The following is a 21722-nucleotide window of genomic DNA, read 5'->3' as shown; positions in this document are numbered from 1 at the left end:
ACTTATAAAACCTCAAAAGTAAATATAATTAAATATCAATTGTATTCATTTTTTATCATTAAAAAGATGTAGCAGAGCAATTAACTACTCTGCTATATCTTTTTTAAAGTTTAAGGTAACTGATATAGCAGGGCACTAATTACTTAAGATAAAAATGTATGCTATTTAATTACGGGATGGTATGAAAATTTGCTCATGGATAAGCCCTGTATCAGAAAGTATACTTTTCGATACGGATAATAGCTAACGGTAAATTAAGCCTTTATTACGTATCAATAGCTATCTGAATTTATTTTGGAACGTTTTATATATTGTATTGATGTTTTGATACTATTTTTAATAAAAGATTGCACAGCAATTGTACAATATAAATTTAATGTTCAATTTCTTGCACAAACATATAATTATCTGTCTCAATGATAATCTTCTTATGGTATTATTTACATATGGTTAAGTCACAAATGTAATTTATTGCGAATTAAATGGTTGATTGTCGTTTGATAGATAATAGGAATATTATCCTATGCTTTATCAAGTTTTATAAATTACATACAATCAAAATTACCATTATTTGATTTAAGGTATGAACTTTTATCAAACTTAAGTTAAGACAGTTGTTGAAACAAAAGAATGAGCTGAAGCTAAAAATAATGTAGTTAAAAATCCTCCTATGTTAAGTCTTATTTTACATTAACATAGGAGGATTTTTTAAACTGTTCTATATTACATATATTTTATTTTTTAAATTGCCATGGCAATTTCATACGCATCCCAAGTAGCTCCCATTAGATTAGATACCTTTGATGCATCTCCAATTAAATGCACATCTGCACCACAATCTTTTATTGATTCATATAAAGATTTATCGCTGATGTATCCAATACTTGTAATAATTGTGTCGGCATCTAATTCAACAGTGTTGCCGTTTTCCTCAAACTGTACACCTTTCGATGTGATTGCAGTAACCTTTGCATTGGTATGAACACCAATGTTATGAGATAATACAAGATTTTGAAGCATCGTTTTATTGGCTGCATTTAAGCCCTGTACTTGTAAAATGTCAGGAAGCATTTCAAGTATTTCAACTTGTTTTCCTTTATCTTTTGTTAGGCTATACCCGATTTCAACACCAGTAAGTCCTCCGCCTATAACAACCACTTTATCACCGATTGGTTTTGTCTCCAATAATGCTTCCACTGCGGTTATAACTTTTTCTGAACTTGCTCCATCTACGTTTAGCTTTCTTGCAGTGGAACCAGTTGCTACAAAAATAGAATCTGGTTTAGAAGCTTTTATAATGTTTTCATTTACTTCTGTGTTCATATAAACTGTTACACCAGTATCTTTAAGTTGTTTCTCATACCACTTTATTAGCTTTTTATCCTCTTCTTTAAAACTCATAGAAGAAGCAGGAATGAAAACACCGCCAAGACTGTTTGTGCGTTCATATAAATCTACTTTATGCCCTCTAAGTGCACTAACTCTTGCGGCTTCCATACCGCTTATACCGCCACCGATGACCATAATATTCTTTTTAACATCAGCAGGTTTAATTTCATATTCTCTTTCCATGCCAACTTGTGGATTAATTGCACATGAAGTATACTTTCCAGAGAAAAATCTCTCCAAACATCCTGCATGACATCCTATGCAAGGTCTGATATCATCAAAGTTTTCAGTTTGTATTTTATTTGGCCATTCAGGGTCAGCAAGTAGTGCTCGTCCAACAGAAATAGCATCTATACTTCCACTGGCAACAGCTTCGGCTGATATTTCAGGGTCATCCATTTTACCTGCACATATAACAGGAATATCAACAAATTGCTTTATATATTGAGCATCTGCCAAGTTACATGCTTTTGGCATATATACTGGCGGGTGTGCAAAATACCATGCTTCATATGTGCCATTGTCTGCATCTAAAGCATCATAACCAGCATCCTGAAGAATTTTTGCTATTTTAGCACTCTCTTCTAAATCACGACCAAATTCTTCAAACTTTTCTCCAGGAAGGGCACCTTTATCAATACCCAATCCTTTCATATAGCTTTTAACACTATATCTTATCAAAACAGGAAAATCATTTCCGCATTTCTCCTTTATTGCTTGTACTGTTTCTGTAGCATAGCGAAGCCTGTTCTCTAAGCTTCCGCCATATTGGTCTGTACGACGATTAGTACATTCCATAGAAAATTGATCCATTAAGTATCCTTCATGAAGTGCATGAACTTCTACCCCATCAAAGCCTGCCTGTTTTGCAACATAAGCACCATTAGCATAAGATTGTATAAGAAATTGAACTTCTTCCGTTGTTAATGCACGATGCATTATTTCAGGATGCCAAACATTTGGATCTTCAGATGAAGAAATAGGGTCATTGTCCATAAAGAAACCATCTTTACGATTTCTGCCAGCACCGTTTGCTATTTGAATTATAATTTTAGCACCATACTTATGCACTTCGTCGGTAAGCTTTTTGGAAGCTTCCACATAAGCATTACCTGCTGTTGCCAATGTACCATGCGTTACATCGAGTTTATCCTGACATGATATGCCTGTTGTTACAATTAATCCTACACCGCCTTTAGCGCGTGCAACATAAAAATCCACACCCTTTTGATTAAAACTTCCGTCATCATTTTTTGCATGTGAACCCATTGGAGCCATTGCTATTCTGTTTTTTACTTCCATTGTACCTATTTTCATAGGCTGAAATAATGCATCAATTTTACCTTTCATAAAAAGCCCCTCTCTCTTATAATTTAAAAAGAATTTTGTTACCACGGTATACCTCGATTGTATACCGCGGTATGCCATGTGTCAATATTTTCACAAAAATAAATTTATATATTTTAATAAGTATGATATAATGGCATATATTCATCGGAGGGATAAATGTGATAGAAAATATAAAACATACAATTTTGGATAAAGCTATTGAACTTTTTAAGAAAAATGGGTTTAATAATGTAACTATTAATGAAATATGTGAAAGCTGCAATATTACAAAGAGGACATTTTATTATCATTATGATTCAAAGAAAACTCTACTTTTAGATTATTTTTCTTTAGTTGATGAAAATATAGAAAATGCTTTAAAGGATATAGATAATGAGACAACATGGCTTGATAAATGTTGGAAAGTGAAGCGAATTTATATAAACGGTATTGCAAATTTGAATGCAGATATATTAAAAAATTTAATTAAAATTGATATGGAACAGCAAAATCATATGTTCAGCGTTAGGTTAAATGATTTTGACCCAAATATGAAAAGATTGCGACAAATGGTTATTGAATATACGCGTAAAGCACAAGAAACAGGGGAGATTGATGCCGATACTCCTGCTGAAGATTTATCATATTGTTTTGCATCTGCATTTTTAGGCCTAGCTGTAAACTGGAGTTCAACAGGAGGAAACTATGACCTGGTAGAAGCATCAAAAAAATATTTTGATTTAATATATAAAAAAACTTCAAGTCCTTAATGATGGTTAGGTTAATTGCATGAGAATATAGACATAAAAAACGATATTTGTGTACCTTACCATATAGCTTCGACTATGTGGAGATTCTATAAGGAAAATGGATGTGTTGTAAACTATCAATTATGAGGTGATGAGAAATATTTATTGGTCAAGTTCGTAATTTTCTTATTGTTCATCAAATAAAAAAAGCAGTAATACCTTTTTTATTCCTACTTTGCCCCTGGTTACACAGATGCTCCCATTACCCCTTTACGTAAGACTTTTGGTTATCATGCATATCAAAATGGTACATCCTTAGAGCTACTTATGGATATATTTAATCATTCCTCAAAGTCTCAAACTTTACGATATATTGGAATTACAGAAGAGCAGAAGAAAGAAGTTTATTTGCAGTCCAATTTAGGTTGACTAAGATATATCCTAATCTATAAAAGTTTATTTTAAATTATAGTAAAAAATGATACCATTATATAGAGAATTACGACGGACTAGTAAATTATTGTTCAACAAAGGAAGGGGTTAATCTTTTGAAAAACAAGAATTTATTTATTAAAGTTATACTTAGTTTATTTATTATCTGCGCAGTCTTTATAATTCTAAAAAGCAGTATAAACGGCGATTTACTGACATGGCTCTTATTTGGCGTTCCACTATTTACTTTTATAACATCTATTGTAATGCAATTATTAATAAAAAAAAAGTTAATCGTTTTAAGTGTGATTTTTGTAGTTTATTTAATTGTAACCTTTACAGAATTTGATTCAAGATTCTTAATAAATTATCCAGCATATACAGTTATAGCATTAATTGGAACACTTATTGCAGATTTAATTCTTAAATCTAAAAAAGTTTAATGCGTAATATTCTTTTTTGACGACTTAACTATAAAAATCCAATAATCTATTGGAACACCGCATTATTCATGTTTGAATTTTGAGGTGTTTTTTAGTTATCTTTTCAAGAATTATATTTTAATATCCATATATAAAAATAAATAGATTGATTCATAATACAAAATTATTAGGAATTATTCGGGAATTAAGTAGGAATTAAAATGGAATTAGATTGGAATTAAAATATTGCCAGAATGTGGTGTAATGGTTATAGTGAGAACATCAGGGATTACACTGGTAGTAGCTCATAGTAAATCTTTCAATATACCTGTGGCTCTAGGGTCAAATGGGGCTCCAATATGGGAAACCGTAAATAAAAATTCTTTATATTATGTATATGTCGGAAATAGGCACTCGTCATTTAGGGTGCTTATTTTTGTGTTATGAAATTTTAACAAACTGATTAAATAATTTGCTTATAGATATAATAAATATTGCGGACAAGTTATTTTTTATACAGGTTTGCAGGGGACAACTGCCACCTCCCAGGAGAGAAGAATAGCTGGACAAACCCTGGCTGCTCCTGGATAAAATAAAATCTTGGGAGGAATTTTTTATGAATACATTGATTAATTTAGGGATATTTACAAAAGGAGAAAAAGCTTTGGTAAGCAGCAGAGTTATTGCAGATAATTTTAATAAAGAACATGCTGAGGTCATTAATGCAATTGAAGGAAGAAAAGATACGAATGGTACAATTAAAAACAATGGGTTGATTAATCAGTTATTTGAGTCGGGGATTTCCCAACCTGAAAAATACTTTATTAAAAATACATATACATCGAGGGGAAAGAAATATACTGAGTATCTTTTAACGAGGGATGGATTTAGTCTTTTGGTTATGGGATTTACAGGAAGAAAAGCTCTGCAGTGGAAGCTCAAATATATAGAAGCCTTTAATAGAATGGAAGCTTTCATAAAAGAAAAGTTATCCAGTGAATGGAAGGAAACCAGAATAAAAGGTAAGTTATGTAGAAGAAACGAAACAGATGTAATAATGAATAAACTAATTCCATTTGCAATATTGCAGGGCAGCAAAAATGCCGGGAAATTATATATGCCTTACAGTAAGTTAGTGAATAAATGCGTAGGTATACCCTCTAAAAGTAGGGAAAAGGCTACTAAGAGGGTATTAGATGTAATATATAATCTCGAGAATTTAATAGAGCATGTTATTTCGGAAGAAGTGGACAAAGCTACATATTACAAGGATATATACCAGATATGCAAAGATAAATGCAATCTAATGGTTCGGTTAAGTTATTTACCGGAACAAAAACTGATAGCGTAATTACTAAATGGAATTTTGTGGATAATGTGAATAAGTTGTGGATAATTTATAGAAATAAAGCATAAAATAATAAGTTAAAGAAGGTGAGGTATGAAGATAAGAGAAATTATAGAAGAAAAACTTAATCAAGATGAAAAATTAAATGAAGATAAACCAAGGAGAGGCGAATACCTCTCCTTTTCTGACATTGAAAAACTTATGAGGCATGACTGCTACTGGAGGATCAAGGGTGCTGTTAGGAGGGTGAGGTAGTAATATGTTAAGGAATATATTAATGTTTCTATTCAATAAAAGTCAGAGTAGGATTGAAATGTGGCTGTTTATTATTGTGACTGTATTATTTATAAATGGTAAAGTGAAGCAGGGAATAACTGCACTGCTGGGCGGCGGATTGGTAATTGCTTTAATAGAGGTATATTTGAAAATATAAATTTGAAATGAATGGACTGGAGTGAGGAAGGTGATGCATAACCCATCGATTCATGAGTGCCCAAAGGATTGTGAAACCTGCGGAAAGACACTAGAGGATAAGAAAGGATGCAAAGAAGAGTTCATAAAATACTGCGAGAAATGTCCTAACAGGGAATGGAAAACGGTGTTTGTAGGTGTAAGAATACTATTTGTGGGTATGGGTTTGAATAGAAAGCGAGGTAAGAAAGATAACAAAAGATTTCCATTAAGTTCATATATTATAAATAGTTACAATATATTATAAACTTATAATATTTAAGAAAAGAGGAGTTTATATTGAAAAAAGTAGTTATGAAAATAATATGGGCTATTATAGCCACCGCACTGTTACTTCCTTTTATATTAACAATGATAATTAGTTATCCAAAAGCTATACATAGTATGATCTGCAGATAGGATGATGAAGTAAAAATATACTACCTGATATTTCATCCCCAAAACAAACGAATAGGTAGGTGGTGACAATGTAGACATGCCAAGACAGAGAAGTCCGAATAGGGATAAAGCTAAAGAAATGTACTTGGAATCTGGGAAAGCACTACTATGTAAGGACATAGCTAAGATATTAAATGTTTCTGAAAGTCAGGTTAGAAATTGGAAAGTTCAAGATAATTGGGATAATAAAAATAAAGTTGCGCAATTAAAGAGGAATAGTTGCGCAAGCAAACGTAAAAAAGGTGCGCAGCCTAATAATAAAAATGCACAAGGTCATGGAGCTCCAGCAAGGAATAATAATGCTGAATCCCATGGCTTTTTTTCTAAATATCTTCCAGAGGAAACCCTTGAAATTATGGATCAGGTAGAAAAGAGAGCTCCTATAGATATTATATGGGATATGATAAAAATCAAATATGCGGCAATAATCAGGTCACAAGGGCTTATGTATGTGAAAGATAAAAATGATATAACCAAGGTACTTAAAAGAGAAAAGGAATATACTGGAGAAACATCTGAGAACTGGGAGAAAGAATATGAATTGCAGCTTCCATGGGATAAACAAGCCACTTTTTTAAATGCAGAAAGTCGAGCTATGGCAGAGCTTCGTAATTTAATTAAGCAGTATGATGAAATGCTTAATAGTAACCGAGAAATGGCCACAGAGGAACAGAAAGCACGTATTGAGGTACTTAAATCCAAGGTACCAAGCAAGGATAATCTAAACATCCAGGAACAGCTGAATACTATTGCAGACCTTATAAACAAGCCACAGGAAAGGGAAATAGAAGATGATTAATTATGCACTACTTACACGTAAACAGGCAGATTATATCAAGAGGTTCACTAACTGCTGATTAAATTTGGCTTATGAATTTATTGTAAATTAAAGGGAGGTCCTAACTATGATAAAAGATAAAATACAACGCCAGGACTTGAAGTTGTATTTCAGAAAATTACATGAAATAAAGGTATTAAGAGCTGAGTGTATAGAACCTGCCAGGGGAAATCAGATTGAGTATGATAATTATTTAGAAAAGTGTGCTAAGGTATCCAGGCTTAAAAGAGAAATATCCAGTGTTAATGTAGCATTTAATTTACTTACTGAAGATGAGAGAAATATATTGTATCTGGTGTATTGGAAAGAGATACCTATAACCCAGGTGAGGGTTATGCATCATGTAGGCAATAGCACTATCCATAGATGGATTAATAGAGCTATTGGTAAAATTAATGATACTATAGGTGATCTAAATGACTAATGAGGAATTAGTAGAATTATATCAAAGTGGGGATGAACAGGCACTAAATGAGCTTATGGAGAAAAATACAGGTATGGTCCGTAAACTTGCCAATAAGTTCTATACTGAAAAAACTAATTCAATAGATATTGAGGATTTGCAGCAGGAGGGGTTTATAGGACTTATAACCGCTGCCCGTAAATATGATTTTGACAATGCCAAGAGGGCTAAATTTATAACCTATGCAGTATACTGGATTCACCAGAAAATGAACATGTTCATAAAAAGTAAAAATACAAATGATGAAATAAGTATAAATGTACCTGTAGGGGAAACCAAAGATACAGAGTTTGGAGACTCTATAAAAGATGAAAATAACCTTTATGAAAATGTGGAGGATAAAATATATAACCTGCAGCTTAGGAAAGAGCTTGAAGAAGTTATGGTTAATTATAATACATTGAATGAAAGGGAAATCTTAAAACTAAGATACGGATGGGATAATAATAAATGCATGAGCTGTGAAGAAGTAGGAGAAATATTTAATGTTACAGGGTAGGACAAGGCAAATGGAATATAGAGCTATGGAAAAAATAAGGCGTACTCCCTGGGGAGTTAGGAAAGCAGAGGAACTATATATTGAGAAGGTTAAAAGTGCAGGATATAGTATAAATAAAGTCCTTGATACAATTAATTTCGGGTATAAATATTTGGCTTAAAAATAAAGAATCCCATTAAAGCAATAATGGGATTTCCTATATAAAAGTTTTTGTGATGGATATCGTATTATAGCAACTTGACAATACTATTTCTAGACCTAGCTTTTTAAAATTCTCCAGCTTTCTCAATCATGGTAATTTCTCTATTAAGATCTTTAATTAAATATAGAGCTTGATTCTTCCAAATATTAGTTTTATATATTGTACCAATACAATTTTTTTCATAATCAATTCTTTTTTTTATATAATAAGTCATTCCTTTTGGATATGTTAGCCGTTTATTATGAATTTTAAAAAGCCTATTTTTTTCAAAAACAGAGAAAAATGCTTCTTTGTAACCCACTGACTCCAATTTAGGTTGTTCTAGTATAACATGATCAGCCCCCATGATTATTAATATTTTTTTACTCTTATATAGATTGATATTTTTTACGATATTTTCATGTATATAGCTATCTCTTATAGGATTACTTGAGTTAGGTATATTGTAGCTAGAAACAGTCCACCAATCTACCCCTTTTACCCTAATAGCAAGTCTATTTGCTATTAGATGACAATAAAGCATTTTAGGAGGTCCATCTGCCCAATTACTATTATCCAATTGTTCAGGTCTGCTTTCAATTAAAACTAAATCGGGTTTTAGATTTTCAATAACAGATTTTAATTCTAAATATGAAAATGGTTCCGTATCTAGTGACATTGAGTGATCTGTACCTAAAAAGTAAATTTGTTGATTATTCTTTATATATTTTCTAAAATAGTGATTTCTAAAAAACATTTGAATAATAAATTCAGGATTAAAAAAAATTATTACACAAATAAGTATTAATATAGTGCTTGTCAGTATTTTTAAAATACGTTTTTTTCTCATTTAATTACCTCTCATTCAGTTAATTTGAACTGTAATGATTACAGTACTATTATTGGTAAATACAGAGAAGTAGGTGCTATGTTGCAGCTACTAATATAGGTAAACAAAGTACTCCTTAACTTAGTGGAACTGTACAAAATCACAGAATGATTATGGATCGGAATTTAATTACATAAGCAGGCTGTATATATATTTTATTTATTCCATAATATTCTTATATTGTAAGATAAGTATATGTTCATTTCAAGTAGGGGTGGTTATAATATTTCTACAGCTTTATGAAAATGAACACATTATCCGGAAATTATTAAAATTCTCTACTTTTAGGGAGGATTTATTTGTTTTTTGAAGAAGTATTAATCTAATATATATATTGCATAAATGTAAATTATTGTGCGAGATGCACATTGAAAAATATATTTAGGAGTGTTGATGATGAAAGTAAATAAAATTTTAAGTCGATTCTATGTTCATGAAATGAATGAGGCAGTTGAATTTTATGAAAGTGTACTGAATGATAAATGTAGCTCAAGATTTAAATACACTGAAATGAATTTGGAACTGGCGCAAGTGGGGAATATACTGCTTCTATGTGGTTCTAATGAGGCATTACAGCCATTTAAAGACACAAAAGCCACGTTTTTAGTAGATTCTATAATTGAGTATAGGGACTTCTTATTAAATAATGGTGCTACGATTATTAGAGATTTAAAACAAGTACCTACTGGAATAAATATGACCTTAAAACACTTAGATGGCACCATAGTTGAATATGTAGAACTTAGAAATTAAAAGGAATATGTTACACATTTATTATTAAATGTGCATATCTTAATTTTAAAATATTTACATGATTTTAAAATAAGGAGATAATAATATGGATAAACCATTCTATAGTAGAAATTTTACGGTTAACTATTTTGAAAAAGATGAAAATTTATGGAGTTTAACATCATATTTAAAAGACAATACCCATGAGATTAAAGTCCAGTTGGATATTTTAGTACCAGATATGATTATAAAAAATGCTAATGTAGATTTTTTGAAATATCCTATGGAGGATTGTTCAGTAATTAAAGCAAAGATAGAAGAAGTAATAGGATTATGCTTATATGATGATTTTTCTGATAAAATTAGGCAATTATTTCTGGGAGGTAGTGGGTGTTCGAATGTAATGCATCTATTGGGAATTTCTGCTCCAGCAATGATATATTTCTATTATACTGAACAAATAAAAAGAGGAAATATGAATCATAGACAGTGGTGGAACTTTGTAATTACTAAACTTCCAGATGCTTGCATTGCTCATAAAATGCTTTTAGAAAAATATAAAAAATAAAAATTTACTTGTATCAATATTGAATATAAATACATAATATTTTGCTGAACAAAATAAGAACATGTAGAATTGAAATGTAAGTATGTAATTAAAAATTTTTGCTTTCCTCAATTTTTATATTTATAAGTTTTTATTACGTTCCAAATTATAATAATTGGAACTGATGAATTAAATGAAAAATTAAGAAAGAAAATCGAGAACACTAATTAAGATCGCTTTTGTGATTACCGTTATTGGTTATGCATTTCTTCGTGTTGCTAGACTATGGGCCAATGCGTATATTAGTTTAAAAATATATTATTAACAAGGAATCTATAGATGAATTTTAGAACATATGGCTTGTAGAATAAGATATTGACCTTACTTTTCAGAAATTCTAGCTAATTTTCAGATAGAAAGTCGTGCTGAAAAAACTTTAAAAATTAAATTTGATTTTAGGAAAGCTAACTCGAAATGTTAAAATCATGAACTATTACTGCCCCTTAAAAATATGGGAGATATTTATGAATATAAAAAGATTAATGATAATACCTTTATTTATAATTTTAATGGTTTTGTTCACAGTAGGTGGTTTTATGTTTGGAAAAAGTACAAAAGGAAAGACCTTTAATTATACAGATATTCCAAATAAATTTCACCTAATTAATATACGTATTATTAATACACAGAGAATGCCATCTTCAGGTACTGCTTATACTCTTGTATTAAAAAATATAAGCCAATATTTAATTAAACAAAACTCTGTTTATTTAAGTTACCCTATAAAACATAGTGAGGGTGGGCAGACAATGAATAAATGTAAAGTTGAGGCAACAGGTAATAAAATTGATATCAAACCAAACGAAGAAGTAATTTTAGATGTTTTTATTCCAGGTGAAAACTACGAAAAAAATAATAAAATAGACAGTAACCGTCCTCAATTTGAAATAGAAGGTTATCTTAATGAAGTAAGCGAGTTAACTCGTTTTGAACAAAGTGGGGATTTTGCTAAATAGGACGTACCATTCTTAACTTGCGTTACGAATGTAAGTTGTTGAGAATTATGAATGTGAGGTAATCTTATGAAGATAATGATATTAGGACTTGGTGTTATTGGGGTGACTTATGGCTATGCTTTTCAAAAAGCAGGCCATCAGGTTGAGCACTTTATAAGGGAAAATAAAAGAAATAGTGTTCCAAAAATTCTTGACATTAAAATACTTGATGGTAGGTATAACAATAAGGGAGAAGATAAAAAAGATACATATAAGGTTACTCTTGCGCCACCAAACAATAACTATGAGTTTATTTTAATCAGTGTATCCGTGGGTAAATTGAGTAATGCAATAAAAACACTTAATGAAAATAATATAACCGGAACAATTATTCTTTTCAATGGCATATGGGATAAAAAGGACATAATCGACAAAATTATGGGTAATTACAAGTATATTCTTGGTTATCCCGTTGCAGGTGGACGTATTAAGGATACTCTTTTAGATTGCGTACTATTTGACCATATTATGCTTGAAAGTGAATACAAAGCAGGTATAGACAACTATCTAAGTCTTAGCCATTTATTTGATAGTATTGATATTAAAGCAGAAGTACCCTTTGATATGATAGAATGGATTTGGATACATATGGCAATTAATGCTAGTGTTATTACTACTGCTTTAAAATACGGTAACGTGCTAGACACAGCACAATCTGCAAGAAATATTATGAACAATGCCTCTGCATTAAGTGAAGTGGTATTGACAATTCGTGAATCGGTTAAAGTTGTAGAAGCAAGAGGTGTTATTCTTAATAACTACAATAATGAATTAGCTGCATACAAAATTCCATCAAAACTTGCTGGGATGATTATGAAGAGAATGTTCAAGACAAACAAACTAACAAGGCGTATTATGGAACTACATAGTAACATGGAAGATTTAATTTATGTATGTAAAAGTATTTATAACACAGGAAAAAAGCTTGGCGTAAAAACTCCTTTACTTTCTGAAAAATATGAAAAGTATATTACTAATTTATATATAAAGTAACATAACATTTAGCTTAAATATTTTATCTCAGCAGCTATATATTAAGGCAAGTGACCTACACAGATGGTAAAAAATATTATACATAGGATTGGTGGAGGCAATATGAGTAGAATTTTAAAAAACAAACTTAAAATATTATTTCCAGAGGGATCGAGTTTATCTTCAAGACAAGCTTTAACAGCTTTAGGTAGAGAAGGTTACACTATAGACATATGTGATCCCAATCCAGTATGTATTTGTAGATTTTCTAAATATGTAAATAAAATCTACAAATGCCCCATAATAGGTCAGGACCCTATTGGCTATTATAGTTTTATACTAAATTTAATAAGTAAGAAAAAATATGATGTTTTATTACCTATTCATGAGCAAGCTTTTTTATTTTCAAAAAAACATAAAGCTATATCTAAATATGTAAATATAGCTATAAGTGATTTTGATAGCTTTGAACTTATGCAAAGTAAGACTGAGTTCATGAAATTGCTTAAAAAGTTAAATATACCATACCCTAATTCACTGTTTATTAAAACTAGAGAAGAACTTAGAGCTTTAACACAATATCCATATTACCTTAAGTTGGCTTATGGAACTGCTGGTCATGGTACATGGAGAGTTGAAAATAATAGTGAAATGGATATTGTTATTAAGGAACTTGACAACAGCGGCTATTTATTAGATGATTCGGAAATATTAGTACAGAAAGCTGTCGATGGAAACCTATGTGTAGTACAATCAGTATTTAATAATGGAGAACTTATAGGAGCTCATTGCTATCAACTTTGTGCAGAAGGTGTCGGAGGAAGTGCAAGTGCTAGAATAGGTGTTAACCATTTAGATGTTATTAAAGATCTTAAAGTACTGGGAAAGTATTTAAATTGGCATGGTTGTTTAATGCTTGATTATATATATGATAAAAAAACAAGAACTCCTTATTACATCGAAGCAAATCCAAGAACGGGTGAAACTATGAATGCAACTTTAAGTGGCTTTAATTTAGTAGAAATATTGACCAAATTATCTTTAGGCCAATCATTTTATGAATATAAAAAAAGTAGCTTTGGTGTTAAAACTCATAGCTTAATGGCAACCTTATTAGGAATCGCATCGAGAAATGGTAACAGAAGAAAACTAATATCAGAAATTATTAAAGCTATTCTTAAAGTGGATAATTACAGAAACAGTTATGAAGACTTGACTAATATAAAGGATGATTTCTTAAGTGTCATACCATTATTTGTTATCATACTTAAACTATTAATTAATCCTCATAGTGCAACAGTAGTTTCAGGAAATACTATAAACAACTATTCAATTTCAGAGAATATAGTAAAAAAAATTAAAGAAATGTAATTTTAATATTTTTTAGGATTTTTAAGTTTTGTATTAGTACGTAGTAATATTCTTTTTCATTCAGTAGCTAAAGTGAAGACACTCCAGTTTTATTTTTTAATGGGTACCTGGATTGGACACTAGAAATTTAATGTCTATTTATATAAATCCATAACTATCCGTATCAATAACAATCTATTTATGGTATTATTTGGTTAAGTGGTAGAGATAATTTTATACAACATATACCAAAATGAGTCTATAGACATTAATAAACGAATTTAAAAGTTAAAATCGTAACTTGAGGTGTTATTGTAGAATTATTATTAATTCGTCATGGATGTTGCGAAGCTAATGGATGTATAGCCGGGCATTTTGATTTTCCTCTTTCAAGTGAAGCTTCAGTAAAGTATCCTCAAGAGTGAAAACGTACCAGACTCGATCCCTTAGCAACACCTTTAAATGGAGAATCATATAAAGATGTTGCTAACCACGTTTTTAAGGCGTTAGATATTGTAAAAAGTAATGACAAAGATAAAATTGCTATTGTGTCCCATGGAGGATTTCTGAATATTTTTCTGAATATCTTGCTTGGTTTATCACCAAAAACTTTTCCTATGTTTAAATTTGATAATACAAGCCTTTCTTCTATTTTTATAGATAAATTAGGCAAAATAACAGTTAACTATATAAATTATATTGAACACCTAAAGATAACATTGTAATCTTCCTAAATGAATCTCCACAATAGTAAATTAAGACTAATCAAAATACCACCAGCAAGTGCCCAATAAAAGGAGTAGCTTAATAAGTGAAAGATATTAGTAAAGTAATTATTTTATTGGCATTAATAGTAGTTTTTGCAACCCTTGCTCATATAATATCAAATAGCTATGTGGGAATTATGATAGGTACCATAATATTTGTAATAATCGGTGTGATTATTTCAATATTATTAAGGGTATTAGCTTCAGGATTTTCCAACCTTTTTCGAAAATTTTTTAGAAAAAGATGAAATGCCAAATATTTCAATACCATATAAGGAATGATAATATTATGAATAGAGTTATTTTTAGAGAATGGATGTGTGATTATGAAGTTAATGAAAGCAATTCAAGTAAGTGCTCCCGAGGGAGATTTTGAACTGGTACGAAGAGAAATTCCAGAGCCAGGAAGAGGACAGGTAAGAATTCAAGTTCTAGCTTGCGGTGTCTGTCATGGAGATGCCATAGTTAAAGAAGGTGGTTCGTTTGCTAATATTGAATACCCACGCATTCCTGGCCATGAAGTGATTGGAATTATTGATAAATTGGAGGCAAATGTTAATGGATTTAAAGTTGGTCAGCGGGTATAAGCTATGATGGAGGCTTTGCAGAATATATGGTCACCAGTGCAGAGAAGTTAATTCTTATACCGGATGAATTAAATAATATCGAAGGAGTTCCTTTACTTTGTGCAGGGGCGACAACATTTGATGCCTTACGAAATTCTGGTGCACATCCAGGGGATTTGGTGGCTATTCAAGGGATTGGCGGACTTGGCCATTTGGCGATACAGTATGCCAAAAGGATGGGCTTTAGAACTGTAGCTATTTTAAGAAATATGGAGAAAAAAGAGCTGGTGTGCAAATTAGGAGCTCAAGTATTTATAGATATTCAGAGTGAAGACGTGGTTCAAGAACTTCAAAAATTAGGTGGAGCAAAAGTTATTTTATTGACTGCCCCTGATAATAAAGCTGCTTCTCAACTTATCAATGGTCTTGGGTTTGATGGTAAATTGCTAATTGTTGCAGGCATAAACGGACCAATTCAAGTTTTTGGTGGGCAGCTATTGAATGGAAGACGTAGTGTTCAAGGGTGGGTAGCTAGCGGCCATAATGTAAGGAAAGATACAATTAATTTCAGCTTACTTACAAATGTGTATCCTATAGTTGAAACATTTCCACTTGAGCAAGTAGCAGTGGCTTATGAAAGAATGATGAATGCAAAAGTGCGATTTCGGGCAGTTTTGACAATGGGAGTGCCAGTAGAATAGTAGAGTTTATACAGAAAAAATATCTAAACATGTAAAATAAGAGAGTTTGAGCTACATTAGTTCAGGCTCTTATTTTTTTACACCATAATTATATATAGCTTGACTTCTATCCCCACAAGAGTGATGAATGGTAGTACCAAATTGATAAAAAGGAGTAGAATCAATGCGTGTAAGAATTATAGAGCCAACAAAGCATGTTGAAAAGCCAAAGGAAAGAGTATGCGCTTATGCCAGAGTATCAACTGTTCATGACAAACAAGGGGAGTCTCTGGAAAATCAAATACAATATTATGAAAGAATGATATCAAATAATGCAGATTATGAGTTTGCAGGAGTGTTTGCAGACAGGGGCATTACAGGGACAACTGAAAATAGGCCAGAGTTTCAAAAGATGCTGGAACTTTGCAGGGAAGGTAAAATAGATTTAATAATTACAAAGTCCATATCAAGGTTTGCAAGAAATACTGCTCTAGTTTTAGAAACAGTAAGGGAACTTAAGGATATGGGAGTTGGCGTAAGATTCGAAAAGGAAAATATAGAAACAATGTCAGGGGACGGTGAGCTAATGCTTACTGTCCTCTCTTCTTTTGCCCAGGAGGAAAGTAAAAATGTAAGTGACAACTTAAAATGGCGGGTTAGGTATGACAGGGATGAATTTGGAGAGTTAGCTGTAAATGAAGAACAGGCAAAAATAGTAAGAAGAATTTTTACAGAATACCTTGAAGGAAAAGGTACTTTTGTTATTGCAAAAGAGTTTAATAAAGAAAAAGTACCTACAGTTGCAGGTGGAAAGTGGTATGGAAGTACTGTTTTAGGGATATTAAAAAATGAAAAGTACAAAGGGGACGCCTTGTTTCAGAGGTATTACACACCGGATCGTCTAAATAAAGGTTCTGTTAGAAATAAAGGTGAAATTGACAGCTACTATATTGAAGACAACCGTGCACCTATAGTTACAAGGGAAATATGGGATAGGGTTCAGAAAGAGATAAAAAGAAGAGTAAAAGCTAAAGGAAATACTGCAGGAAATAAATACACAAAGAGATATAAGCTTTCAGAAATGCTCTACTGCAGCAGGTGCGGTCCTACGTTAAGGAGAAGAACATGGAATAGCAGGCACAGCTGTAAAAAAATAGTATGGCAGTGCGGAAGCTATATTAAAAACGGAAAAGATGCCTGCCAGGGAACTACAATAGATGATGAAGTTATCGGCAGGCTTAATATAAAAGAGCCAATAATTATAAAGGAGGAGTTTAGAGGTGGCAAGAAGCATTACAGTTATACCAGCAAGGGCAAACAGGACGAATCTGGCAGAGCAAATACAGCTAAGAAAAAAGAGAATGGCAGCGTACTGTAGAGTTTCAACGGACCAATTAGAACAGTTATCAAGCTATGAAGCACAGGTTGCATATTATACAGCGTTTATCACTAATCATCCAGACTATGAGATGGCGGGAATTTATGCCGATGAGGGTGATTTCAGGAACCAATACAAAGAAGCGAGAAGATTTTAATCGCATGATTGAAGACTGTAACACTGGAAAAATCGACATGATCATTACAAAATCCATATCAAGATTCGCACGCAATACCCTGGATTGTTTGAACTATGTAAGAATGCTTAAGGAACTTGGGGTTGAGGTAATATTTGAAAAGGAAAATATAAGAACTATGGATTCAAAAGGTGAGGTTCTGCTTACCATTTTAAGTTCCCTTGCCCACGTTGAGTGTGTTGTGTTTATAGAGCGGAAGTAGCTTGATATATAAAACAAATCAACAATAAAGAATAGATTATAGTAATACAAGAAATGGGGTTTAAATATACGGTTATTTTTATAGCTATAATATTTTTGCAACCTACAGATATCTATGCTAATAGGTATGATGGCTTTCCACAAGCTCACATGAGCAAAATAAAAAGCACCATCGTACGATGGTGCCGCTTGATTTAGCGGTGTTCAATCTTAGAAAGTATATGCTACAAAATTGCTCTATAATAGCACTTTATTTCACTTAGATGGAACTACCCCGCGAGAATAAGCTATAAGAGGATTAAGTGACGATAAATTCAACGATAATTGGAGTCCCTGGGTCCAGAACGTCGCCTCCAGGAATAGTTATCGCTGTTGTGGTAGTGGAGGACGTATCAGCTGTTTGCAGTATTCCGTTAATATATAAATTGTAGTAACGGAATGAGCTCGGAAATGCTGTAGCTGCAGCACCAGTATCGTCTGTAGTAGCTGTAGCGGCAATTGCAAATGTTGCTCCCGTTCCTGTCCCGGAACCAATTGTTGAAGAAAATCTTTTGCTGTTTATAAACGTTGTTACGATTGCCATTTTTCTCCCCCCCCTTTCACTAGTAATATATTCAGTTAGTTAAGAATTGGTGACAGGTGAATATTCTGGTGCGGTAGAGCCGCAGTTCCGGTGTGGCGTGAGCCACCACCTGTCCGGAACTACTGAGCCACCCTTTAGTTGTTAGTTATTCACTAAGTTTTTTGTCTAATCCGTATACCACACGCATTGAAATGTCCTTGGTTGGATTAATGCTTTCGATATTGATTTTGTATGCATCATGAACAATACGATCCAGTATGGCATCTGCCAGTGGACCATCGTTACCGCCAAGCTGTTCATACCAACCGTCTGCTTTGTATTGAGAACAGAAAAGAGTAGAGGATTTCTTTCTGCGGCGATGGAGTAATTCGAAAATGTCCTTGCGTTCATTTTCATTAGGTTTTAAAAGTAGCCACTCATCAATAATCAGCAGTAATGGATTAGCATACTTCGCCATGACCTTTTTGTATGTACCTTCATTCCTTGCCATTTCAAGGTCAATCAGAAGGTCAGGAAGTCTTACGTACTTTGTAGTATAGTACTGCTTGCAGGCTTCCATGCCAAAGGCACAAGCCATATATGTTTTACCCTGACCTCTGGACAGTGAAAAGGGCATGTTAGCCAAAGGTTAAATTACCAATAAACGAGTATAGAAAGAAACATAGCCAAGTCCTAAAATATAAGTTGAATCAACAAAAATAAACTTATAAAAAAGGATAACATGACTATGTTGAATGCTCAACATCATATTACAAGAAAATTAGAAAAAATACTATACGAAATTTTACTCATAACAAGTAAAAGATTGAAAAATCTAGTTTATATAATTATAGGGATAATATTATCAAAATCAGTTGTGAGCTCAGATATTTCTGAAAAACTAAAGGATGATTTTATAGATGCAACGTAACCGTAAAAGAATTGACGACTTTTTCTAAAAAATTTATTTTGTTAAGATTACAGATATGAAGAATAAGGTAGGAAATCTGTAATGGAAATGAACTCTAATGAAGAGACTTGGAAAGAACTTTTAGAAAAGTTTTCTTTTTACCAGAGAACTGTCACTGATTACTGCAAAGAAAATAATATAAGCAAAAGTCAATTCTATTACTATAGAAAAAAATTTAACAAGGAAATCAAAACAACATTTCATGCAATAAAGATTAAGCCTGAAATTTCACAACTTCAAAAAGAAAAAAATAATGATGGAGAAAACAACAGCATTAAAATTGAGCTCGGTAGAGCTAGTATCTATATTCCTTGGGAAAATGCCACTTTATTATCAGTAGTATTTAAGGAACTCTTAAAATCATGTTAAATATTGATAAGGTTGATACTGTATACTTAGCTTGTGGAAGCACAGATTTAAGAAAAAGTATAGATGGACTAACTCTAGAAACCATCATTAAAATTAAACTATTAACTCTTGCAATTGTTGCAGCAATTGTTACCTAAAATGTTTCATTTTGTATTAGAATGCAAGTACACTTCTTTTGTTTTTTTGCCTAGGAATATTTATACATATTAGTAAGCTTTTTTTATCGAACTCACGTTATTTACATCAGAAAACTGATGCATAAATACATTATTGACAAGTATATGCTAATGGCTCACTTTATCCGGAAGGGTGGCTCACTTTGACCGGACAGGTGGCTCAAACTGAACAAGATTACTCAACAGTTAAAAGGTAAATTTGCTACATCACTGTTAAGAGACCAAAGCCGAGAACTGAATGATTTCTAAGGTTATCGGCGTACCCTTATAGATAGTGGTACTTTCAGTGTTCAAAGTCAATGTATTCAAACTTACACTGTATACTTCGTCTATTTGTAATATTCCATTTATGAATAAATTATTATAACTATTCGGGCCGAGACCCAAAAAAAGGTTGGTGAAATCTCCCGAATCGTTTTTGAATAAATTAGCAGAGATATTTATTGGGTCTGGTGAAGACAAATCAGATTCTGCAATATAATAATACCTATTAACCAAAGGAACAATGGTTATTTCGGGGAGCGGTCCAGTAGGTCCAGTAGGTCCAGTAGCTCCGGTTGCGCCTGTGGCTCCAGAAGCACCAGAAGGAATAAATTCTATACTGAGGAATGGCCTTTGTGTTGTAAAAGCCCATTCTTTAGAAAGATAACCTATCATAGTGTCAATTACATTTTCTATACCAACTAATGTGATACCATTATTCGGTATTACATTATTAAGCCAATCTATTACTAAATTAGTTATATCAATACTTATATAATTACCAACATCTGTATCTGTAACATTTATAGAATAAATCGTTGGATTTATTGCAGGTGCAGTATTCCAAGTAACTGTGTCTTCGGAAAAGTCACTTACGTTTGTAAATACATCAACAGGTTGTGGGGATAAACTTGCATCTGGTTGATCTTTTCTATAAACAAGTAAATTTAAAAAAGCACTTATTACAGTGTTTCCAGGAGGAACAACTCCTGATAAATTAAACTTTAATAAACTTCTGAATACGTCGTTAGGTTGAACAAATCTTCCTGTAAACAAAAGACTTGAAAAACCAAAGTTTGTATTAGGATTTAGCAACGATATATACGCATCCGCGGTAGGACTAATAATTGTAGTAGGCATTGTATCACCTCCTCACCTTTTTCTTTTCTTCTGTTTTTAGTGCAATTACTATAAAGTATGCTAATATAAATATATGCGAAATAATAAATTTGGACACAACATAATAAATAGCTACAATTAAAACTTTATCGCGAAAAAATTGTTTATTTTTTTCATTGTCTAAATTGGAGGGATTATCATTACTTTTAGTTGATTTAGTAGTAGTCTTTATACTATTAAAATTTATGATTTTTTGCTTATCAAAGCTTTTTAAGCAAGATTTCACTAACTACTTATTAAAACAGCTTTGGATATTTATAATTATGTTTTGTAGTTTAATAGGTCCCATTGCATATCTATACTTAGAGAATTGGAAGGAATAGGAACCTTTATCAAAACAAAAGGTTTTAGGTTCTTTTCTTTGACTTGTTTCTAATTTTTTGTTATTTGTGCTGATTTTCTCAGTTTACATAGGACTACAGAAAAAAATTTTTAATCCTTGACATTAATTGATTCAGTCGGCATTCAAGACGGAATATTCACGACTTACGTCACAAGAGTAAAAAGATACGACATAAAAATCATTTGTATTCTGCGAATTAAATCTATCGTTTTTAATGGGAGGTAGACTATGAAGGAAGAAGAAAAAATA

27 protein-coding genes and 3 pseudogenes are annotated in these 21722 nt (G+C 32.0%); 24 read left to right on the top strand and 6 right to left on the bottom strand.

The genetic code is table 11. The annotated features are described in order from the left end of the window. Positions 1 to 741: 741 nt before the first annotated feature. Positions 742 to 2739 (bottom strand): oxidoreductase, encoded by a 1998-nt coding sequence (locus tag ACJDU8_RS20865; protein ID WP_406794103.1) that lies wholly within the window; start codon positions 2737 to 2739, stop codon positions 742 to 744. A 158-nt stretch (positions 2740 to 2897) separates the two neighbouring features. On the opposite strand from ACJDU8_RS20865, the gene ACJDU8_RS20860 reads away from it, so the two are divergent. The 10 genes from ACJDU8_RS20860 (at position 2898) to ACJDU8_RS20815 (ending at position 8538) form a co-directional block, all read left to right on the top strand. After that, on the top strand, positions 2898 to 3488 hold the full coding sequence (locus ACJDU8_RS20860) for a TetR/AcrR family transcriptional regulator (protein WP_406794102.1): 591 nt from the start codon (positions 2898 to 2900) through the stop codon (positions 3486 to 3488). Positions 3489 to 4015: 527 nt separating this feature from the next. After that, the gene (locus tag ACJDU8_RS20855; protein ID WP_406794101.1) at positions 4016 to 4342 is read left to right on the top strand and encodes a DUF2651 family protein; all 327 of its coding nucleotides are present in this window, start codon (positions 4016 to 4018) and stop codon (positions 4340 to 4342) included. A 595-nt stretch (positions 4343 to 4937) separates the two neighbouring features. Then, the gene (locus ACJDU8_RS20850; RefSeq protein WP_406794100.1) at positions 4938 to 5672 is read left to right on the top strand and encodes a Rha family transcriptional regulator; all 735 of its coding nucleotides are present in this window, start codon (positions 4938 to 4940) and stop codon (positions 5670 to 5672) included. A gap of 90 nt (positions 5673 to 5762) precedes the next feature. After that, complete coding sequence (locus ACJDU8_RS20845) at positions 5763 to 5924, top strand: hypothetical protein (RefSeq protein WP_406794099.1); 162 nt, start codon at positions 5763 to 5765, stop codon at positions 5922 to 5924. A gap of 4 nt (positions 5925 to 5928) precedes the next feature. Next, positions 5929 to 6102, top strand: coding sequence for a hypothetical protein (locus tag ACJDU8_RS20840; RefSeq protein WP_406794098.1), 174 nt, complete (start codon positions 5929 to 5931; stop codon positions 6100 to 6102). A 33-nt stretch (positions 6103 to 6135) separates the two neighbouring features. Next, entirely contained in the window at positions 6136 to 6387 is a 252-nt protein-coding gene (locus tag ACJDU8_RS20835) for a hypothetical protein (protein ID WP_406794097.1), read from the top strand. 228 nt (positions 6388 to 6615) lie between these two features. Further along, positions 6616 to 7377 (top strand): phage terminase small subunit, encoded by a 762-nt coding sequence (gene terS, locus ACJDU8_RS20830; RefSeq protein ID WP_406794096.1) that lies wholly within the window; start codon positions 6616 to 6618, stop codon positions 7375 to 7377. A 106-nt stretch (positions 7378 to 7483) separates the two neighbouring features. After that, complete coding sequence (locus ACJDU8_RS20825; protein WP_406794095.1) at positions 7484 to 7840, top strand: hypothetical protein; 357 nt, start codon at positions 7484 to 7486, stop codon at positions 7838 to 7840. Beyond that, positions 7833 to 8378 carry a sigma-70 family RNA polymerase sigma factor gene (locus ACJDU8_RS20820; protein ID WP_406794094.1) on the top strand — a complete coding sequence of 182 codons (546 nt, stop codon included), beginning with the start codon at positions 7833 to 7835 and terminating at the stop codon, positions 8376 to 8378. The genes ACJDU8_RS20825 and ACJDU8_RS20820 overlap by 8 nt, the downstream gene beginning before the upstream one ends. Next, positions 8365 to 8538 carry a hypothetical protein gene (locus ACJDU8_RS20815; protein ID WP_406794093.1) on the top strand — a complete coding sequence of 58 codons (174 nt, stop codon included), beginning with the start codon at positions 8365 to 8367 and terminating at the stop codon, positions 8536 to 8538. The genes ACJDU8_RS20820 and ACJDU8_RS20815 overlap by 14 nt, the downstream gene beginning before the upstream one ends. A 106-nt stretch (positions 8539 to 8644) precedes the next feature. Here ACJDU8_RS20815 and ACJDU8_RS20810 read toward each other — a convergent pair whose 3' ends face one another. Beyond that, a complete protein-coding gene (locus ACJDU8_RS20810) occupies positions 8645 to 9409 on the bottom strand; it encodes a hypothetical protein (RefSeq protein ID WP_406794092.1) in 765 nt (254 codons plus the stop codon). A 435-nt stretch (positions 9410 to 9844) separates the two neighbouring features. Between ACJDU8_RS20810 and ACJDU8_RS20805 the strand changes: the two genes are divergently transcribed. The 11 genes and pseudogenes from ACJDU8_RS20805 to ACJDU8_RS20755 all read left to right on the top strand — a co-directional run. Then, positions 9845 to 10201 carry a VOC family protein gene (locus ACJDU8_RS20805; RefSeq protein WP_406794091.1) on the top strand — a complete coding sequence of 119 codons (357 nt, stop codon included), beginning with the start codon at positions 9845 to 9847 and terminating at the stop codon, positions 10199 to 10201. Between the two features lie 85 nt (positions 10202 to 10286). Beyond that, positions 10287 to 10748, top strand: a complete 462-nt coding sequence (locus ACJDU8_RS20800; protein ID WP_406794089.1) for a DUF2889 domain-containing protein — start codon at positions 10287 to 10289, stop codon at positions 10746 to 10748. A gap of 503 nt (positions 10749 to 11251) precedes the next feature. Continuing rightward, positions 11252 to 11743, top strand: a complete 492-nt coding sequence (locus ACJDU8_RS20795; RefSeq protein ID WP_406794088.1) for a hypothetical protein — start codon at positions 11252 to 11254, stop codon at positions 11741 to 11743. A gap of 66 nt (positions 11744 to 11809) precedes the next feature. Further along, on the top strand, positions 11810 to 12775 hold the full coding sequence (locus ACJDU8_RS20790) for a ketopantoate reductase family protein (RefSeq protein ID WP_406794087.1): 966 nt from the start codon (positions 11810 to 11812) through the stop codon (positions 12773 to 12775). 102 nt (positions 12776 to 12877) lie between these two features. Continuing rightward, a complete protein-coding gene (locus ACJDU8_RS20785) occupies positions 12878 to 14125 on the top strand; it encodes a hypothetical protein (RefSeq protein WP_406794086.1) in 1248 nt (415 codons plus the stop codon). A gap of 440 nt (positions 14126 to 14565) precedes the next feature. Then, positions 14566 to 14829, top strand: a pseudogene (locus tag ACJDU8_RS20780) (histidine phosphatase family protein); the annotation flags it as partial. Positions 14830 to 14915: 86 nt separating this feature from the next. Then, the gene (locus ACJDU8_RS20775) at positions 14916 to 15119 is read left to right on the top strand and encodes a hypothetical protein (RefSeq protein ID WP_406794085.1); all 204 of its coding nucleotides are present in this window, start codon (positions 14916 to 14918) and stop codon (positions 15117 to 15119) included. Positions 15120 to 15197: 78 nt separating this feature from the next. Continuing rightward, positions 15198 to 15458, top strand: coding sequence for an alcohol dehydrogenase catalytic domain-containing protein (locus ACJDU8_RS20770; protein WP_406794084.1), 261 nt, complete (start codon positions 15198 to 15200; stop codon positions 15456 to 15458). A 26-nt stretch (positions 15459 to 15484) separates the two neighbouring features. Beyond that, positions 15485 to 16138, top strand: a complete 654-nt coding sequence (locus tag ACJDU8_RS20765; protein WP_406794083.1) for a zinc-binding dehydrogenase — start codon at positions 15485 to 15487, stop codon at positions 16136 to 16138. A gap of 163 nt (positions 16139 to 16301) precedes the next feature. Further along, the gene (locus ACJDU8_RS20760; protein ID WP_406794082.1) at positions 16302 to 17495 is read left to right on the top strand and encodes a recombinase family protein; all 1194 of its coding nucleotides are present in this window, start codon (positions 16302 to 16304) and stop codon (positions 17493 to 17495) included. Beyond that, positions 17398 to 17866 (top strand): annotated as a pseudogene (locus ACJDU8_RS20755) (recombinase family protein); the annotation flags it as partial. The gene ACJDU8_RS20760 and the pseudogene ACJDU8_RS20755, both read left to right, overlap by 98 nt. A 324-nt stretch (positions 17867 to 18190) precedes the next feature. On the opposite strand, the gene ACJDU8_RS20750 reads toward ACJDU8_RS20755, so the two are convergent. Continuing rightward, a complete protein-coding gene (locus ACJDU8_RS20750; RefSeq protein WP_406794081.1) occupies positions 18191 to 18475 on the bottom strand; it encodes a DUF4183 domain-containing protein in 285 nt (94 codons plus the stop codon). Between the two features lie 145 nt (positions 18476 to 18620). Beyond that, a complete protein-coding gene (locus ACJDU8_RS20745) occupies positions 18621 to 19091 on the bottom strand; it encodes an ATP-binding protein (RefSeq protein WP_406794113.1) in 471 nt (156 codons plus the stop codon). A gap of 111 nt (positions 19092 to 19202) precedes the next feature. Between ACJDU8_RS20745 and ACJDU8_RS20740 the strand changes: the two genes are divergently transcribed. Together ACJDU8_RS20740 and tnpA are read left to right on the top strand one after the other, a co-directional pair. Further along, positions 19203 to 19385, top strand: coding sequence for a hypothetical protein (locus ACJDU8_RS20740; protein WP_406794080.1), 183 nt, complete (start codon positions 19203 to 19205; stop codon positions 19383 to 19385). Between the two features lie 81 nt (positions 19386 to 19466). Then, positions 19467 to 19793, top strand: a complete 327-nt coding sequence (tnpA, locus tag ACJDU8_RS20735) for an IS66 family insertion sequence element accessory protein TnpA (RefSeq protein WP_406794079.1) — start codon at positions 19467 to 19469, stop codon at positions 19791 to 19793. A 389-nt stretch (positions 19794 to 20182) separates the two neighbouring features. Here tnpA and ACJDU8_RS20730 read toward each other — a convergent pair whose 3' ends face one another. Together ACJDU8_RS20730 and ACJDU8_RS20725 are read right to left on the bottom strand one after the other, a co-directional pair. Then, complete coding sequence (locus tag ACJDU8_RS20730; protein WP_479723075.1) at positions 20183 to 20356, bottom strand: DUF4183 domain-containing protein; 174 nt, start codon at positions 20354 to 20356, stop codon at positions 20183 to 20185. Between the two features lie 138 nt (positions 20357 to 20494). Continuing rightward, positions 20495 to 21091: pseudogene (locus tag ACJDU8_RS20725) on the bottom strand (DNRLRE domain-containing protein); the annotation flags it as partial. 224 nt (positions 21092 to 21315) lie between these two features. On the opposite strand from ACJDU8_RS20725, the gene ACJDU8_RS20720 reads away from it, so the two are divergent. Beyond that, positions 21316 to 21453, top strand: coding sequence for a PLDc N-terminal domain-containing protein (locus ACJDU8_RS20720; RefSeq protein ID WP_406794111.1), 138 nt, complete (start codon positions 21316 to 21318; stop codon positions 21451 to 21453). The last annotated feature ends 269 nt before the right edge of the window (positions 21454 to 21722 follow it).

Origin of the sequence: Candidatus Clostridium eludens, assembly GCF_045310515.1 — a bacterium.
GTDB classification, from domain to species: Bacteria; Bacillota; Clostridia; order Clostridiales; family Clostridiaceae; genus Clostridium_B; species Clostridium_B eludens.
This window is presented reverse-complemented; position numbering and strand designations above follow the sequence as displayed.

Bases quoted from the DNA above. Each gene is read 5' to 3' on its own strand.
- ACJDU8_RS20790 (WP_406794087.1), top strand. From the start codon at position 11,810: ATGAAGATAATGATATTAGGACTTGGTGTTATTGGGGTGACTTATGGC.
- ACJDU8_RS20760 (WP_406794082.1), top strand. From the start codon at position 16,302: ATGCGTGTAAGAATTATAGAGCCAACAAAGCATGTTGAAAAGCCAAAG.
- terS (WP_406794096.1), top strand. From the start codon at position 6,616: ATGCCAAGACAGAGAAGTCCGAATAGGGATAAAGCTAAAGAAATGTAC.
- tnpA (WP_406794079.1), top strand. From the start codon at position 19,467: ATGGAAATGAACTCTAATGAAGAGACTTGGAAAGAACTTTTAGAAAAG.
- ACJDU8_RS20720 (WP_406794111.1), top strand. From the start codon at position 21,316: ATGATTTTTTGCTTATCAAAGCTTTTTAAGCAAGATTTCACTAACTAC.
- ACJDU8_RS20795 (WP_406794088.1), top strand. From the start codon at position 11,252: ATGAATATAAAAAGATTAATGATAATACCTTTATTTATAATTTTAATG.
- ACJDU8_RS20865 (WP_406794103.1), bottom strand. From the start codon at position 2,739: ATGAAAGGTAAAATTGATGCATTATTTCAGCCTATGAAAATAGGTACA.
- ACJDU8_RS20810 (WP_406794092.1), bottom strand. From the start codon at position 9,409: ATGAGAAAAAAACGTATTTTAAAAATACTGACAAGCACTATATTAATA.
- ACJDU8_RS20750 (WP_406794081.1), bottom strand. From the start codon at position 18,475: ATGGCAATCGTAACAACGTTTATAAACAGCAAAAGATTTTCTTCAACA.
- ACJDU8_RS20835 (WP_406794097.1), top strand. From the start codon at position 6,136: ATGCATAACCCATCGATTCATGAGTGCCCAAAGGATTGTGAAACCTGC.
- ACJDU8_RS20840 (WP_406794098.1), top strand. From the start codon at position 5,929: ATGTTAAGGAATATATTAATGTTTCTATTCAATAAAAGTCAGAGTAGG.
- ACJDU8_RS20805 (WP_406794091.1), top strand. From the start codon at position 9,845: ATGAAAGTAAATAAAATTTTAAGTCGATTCTATGTTCATGAAATGAAT.
- ACJDU8_RS20815 (WP_406794093.1), top strand. From the start codon at position 8,365: ATGTTACAGGGTAGGACAAGGCAAATGGAATATAGAGCTATGGAAAAA.
- ACJDU8_RS20845 (WP_406794099.1), top strand. From the start codon at position 5,763: ATGAAGATAAGAGAAATTATAGAAGAAAAACTTAATCAAGATGAAAAA.
- ACJDU8_RS20740 (WP_406794080.1), top strand. From the start codon at position 19,203: ATGTTGAATGCTCAACATCATATTACAAGAAAATTAGAAAAAATACTA.
- ACJDU8_RS20800 (WP_406794089.1), top strand. From the start codon at position 10,287: ATGGATAAACCATTCTATAGTAGAAATTTTACGGTTAACTATTTTGAA.
- ACJDU8_RS20785 (WP_406794086.1), top strand. From the start codon at position 12,878: ATGAGTAGAATTTTAAAAAACAAACTTAAAATATTATTTCCAGAGGGA.
- ACJDU8_RS20765 (WP_406794083.1), top strand. From the start codon at position 15,485: ATGGTCACCAGTGCAGAGAAGTTAATTCTTATACCGGATGAATTAAAT.
- ACJDU8_RS20745 (WP_406794113.1), bottom strand. From the start codon at position 19,091: ATGCCCTTTTCACTGTCCAGAGGTCAGGGTAAAACATATATGGCTTGT.
- ACJDU8_RS20770 (WP_406794084.1), top strand. From the start codon at position 15,198: ATGAAGTTAATGAAAGCAATTCAAGTAAGTGCTCCCGAGGGAGATTTT.
- ACJDU8_RS20825 (WP_406794095.1), top strand. From the start codon at position 7,484: ATGATAAAAGATAAAATACAACGCCAGGACTTGAAGTTGTATTTCAGA.
- ACJDU8_RS20850 (WP_406794100.1), top strand. From the start codon at position 4,938: ATGAATACATTGATTAATTTAGGGATATTTACAAAAGGAGAAAAAGCT.
- ACJDU8_RS20820 (WP_406794094.1), top strand. From the start codon at position 7,833: ATGACTAATGAGGAATTAGTAGAATTATATCAAAGTGGGGATGAACAG.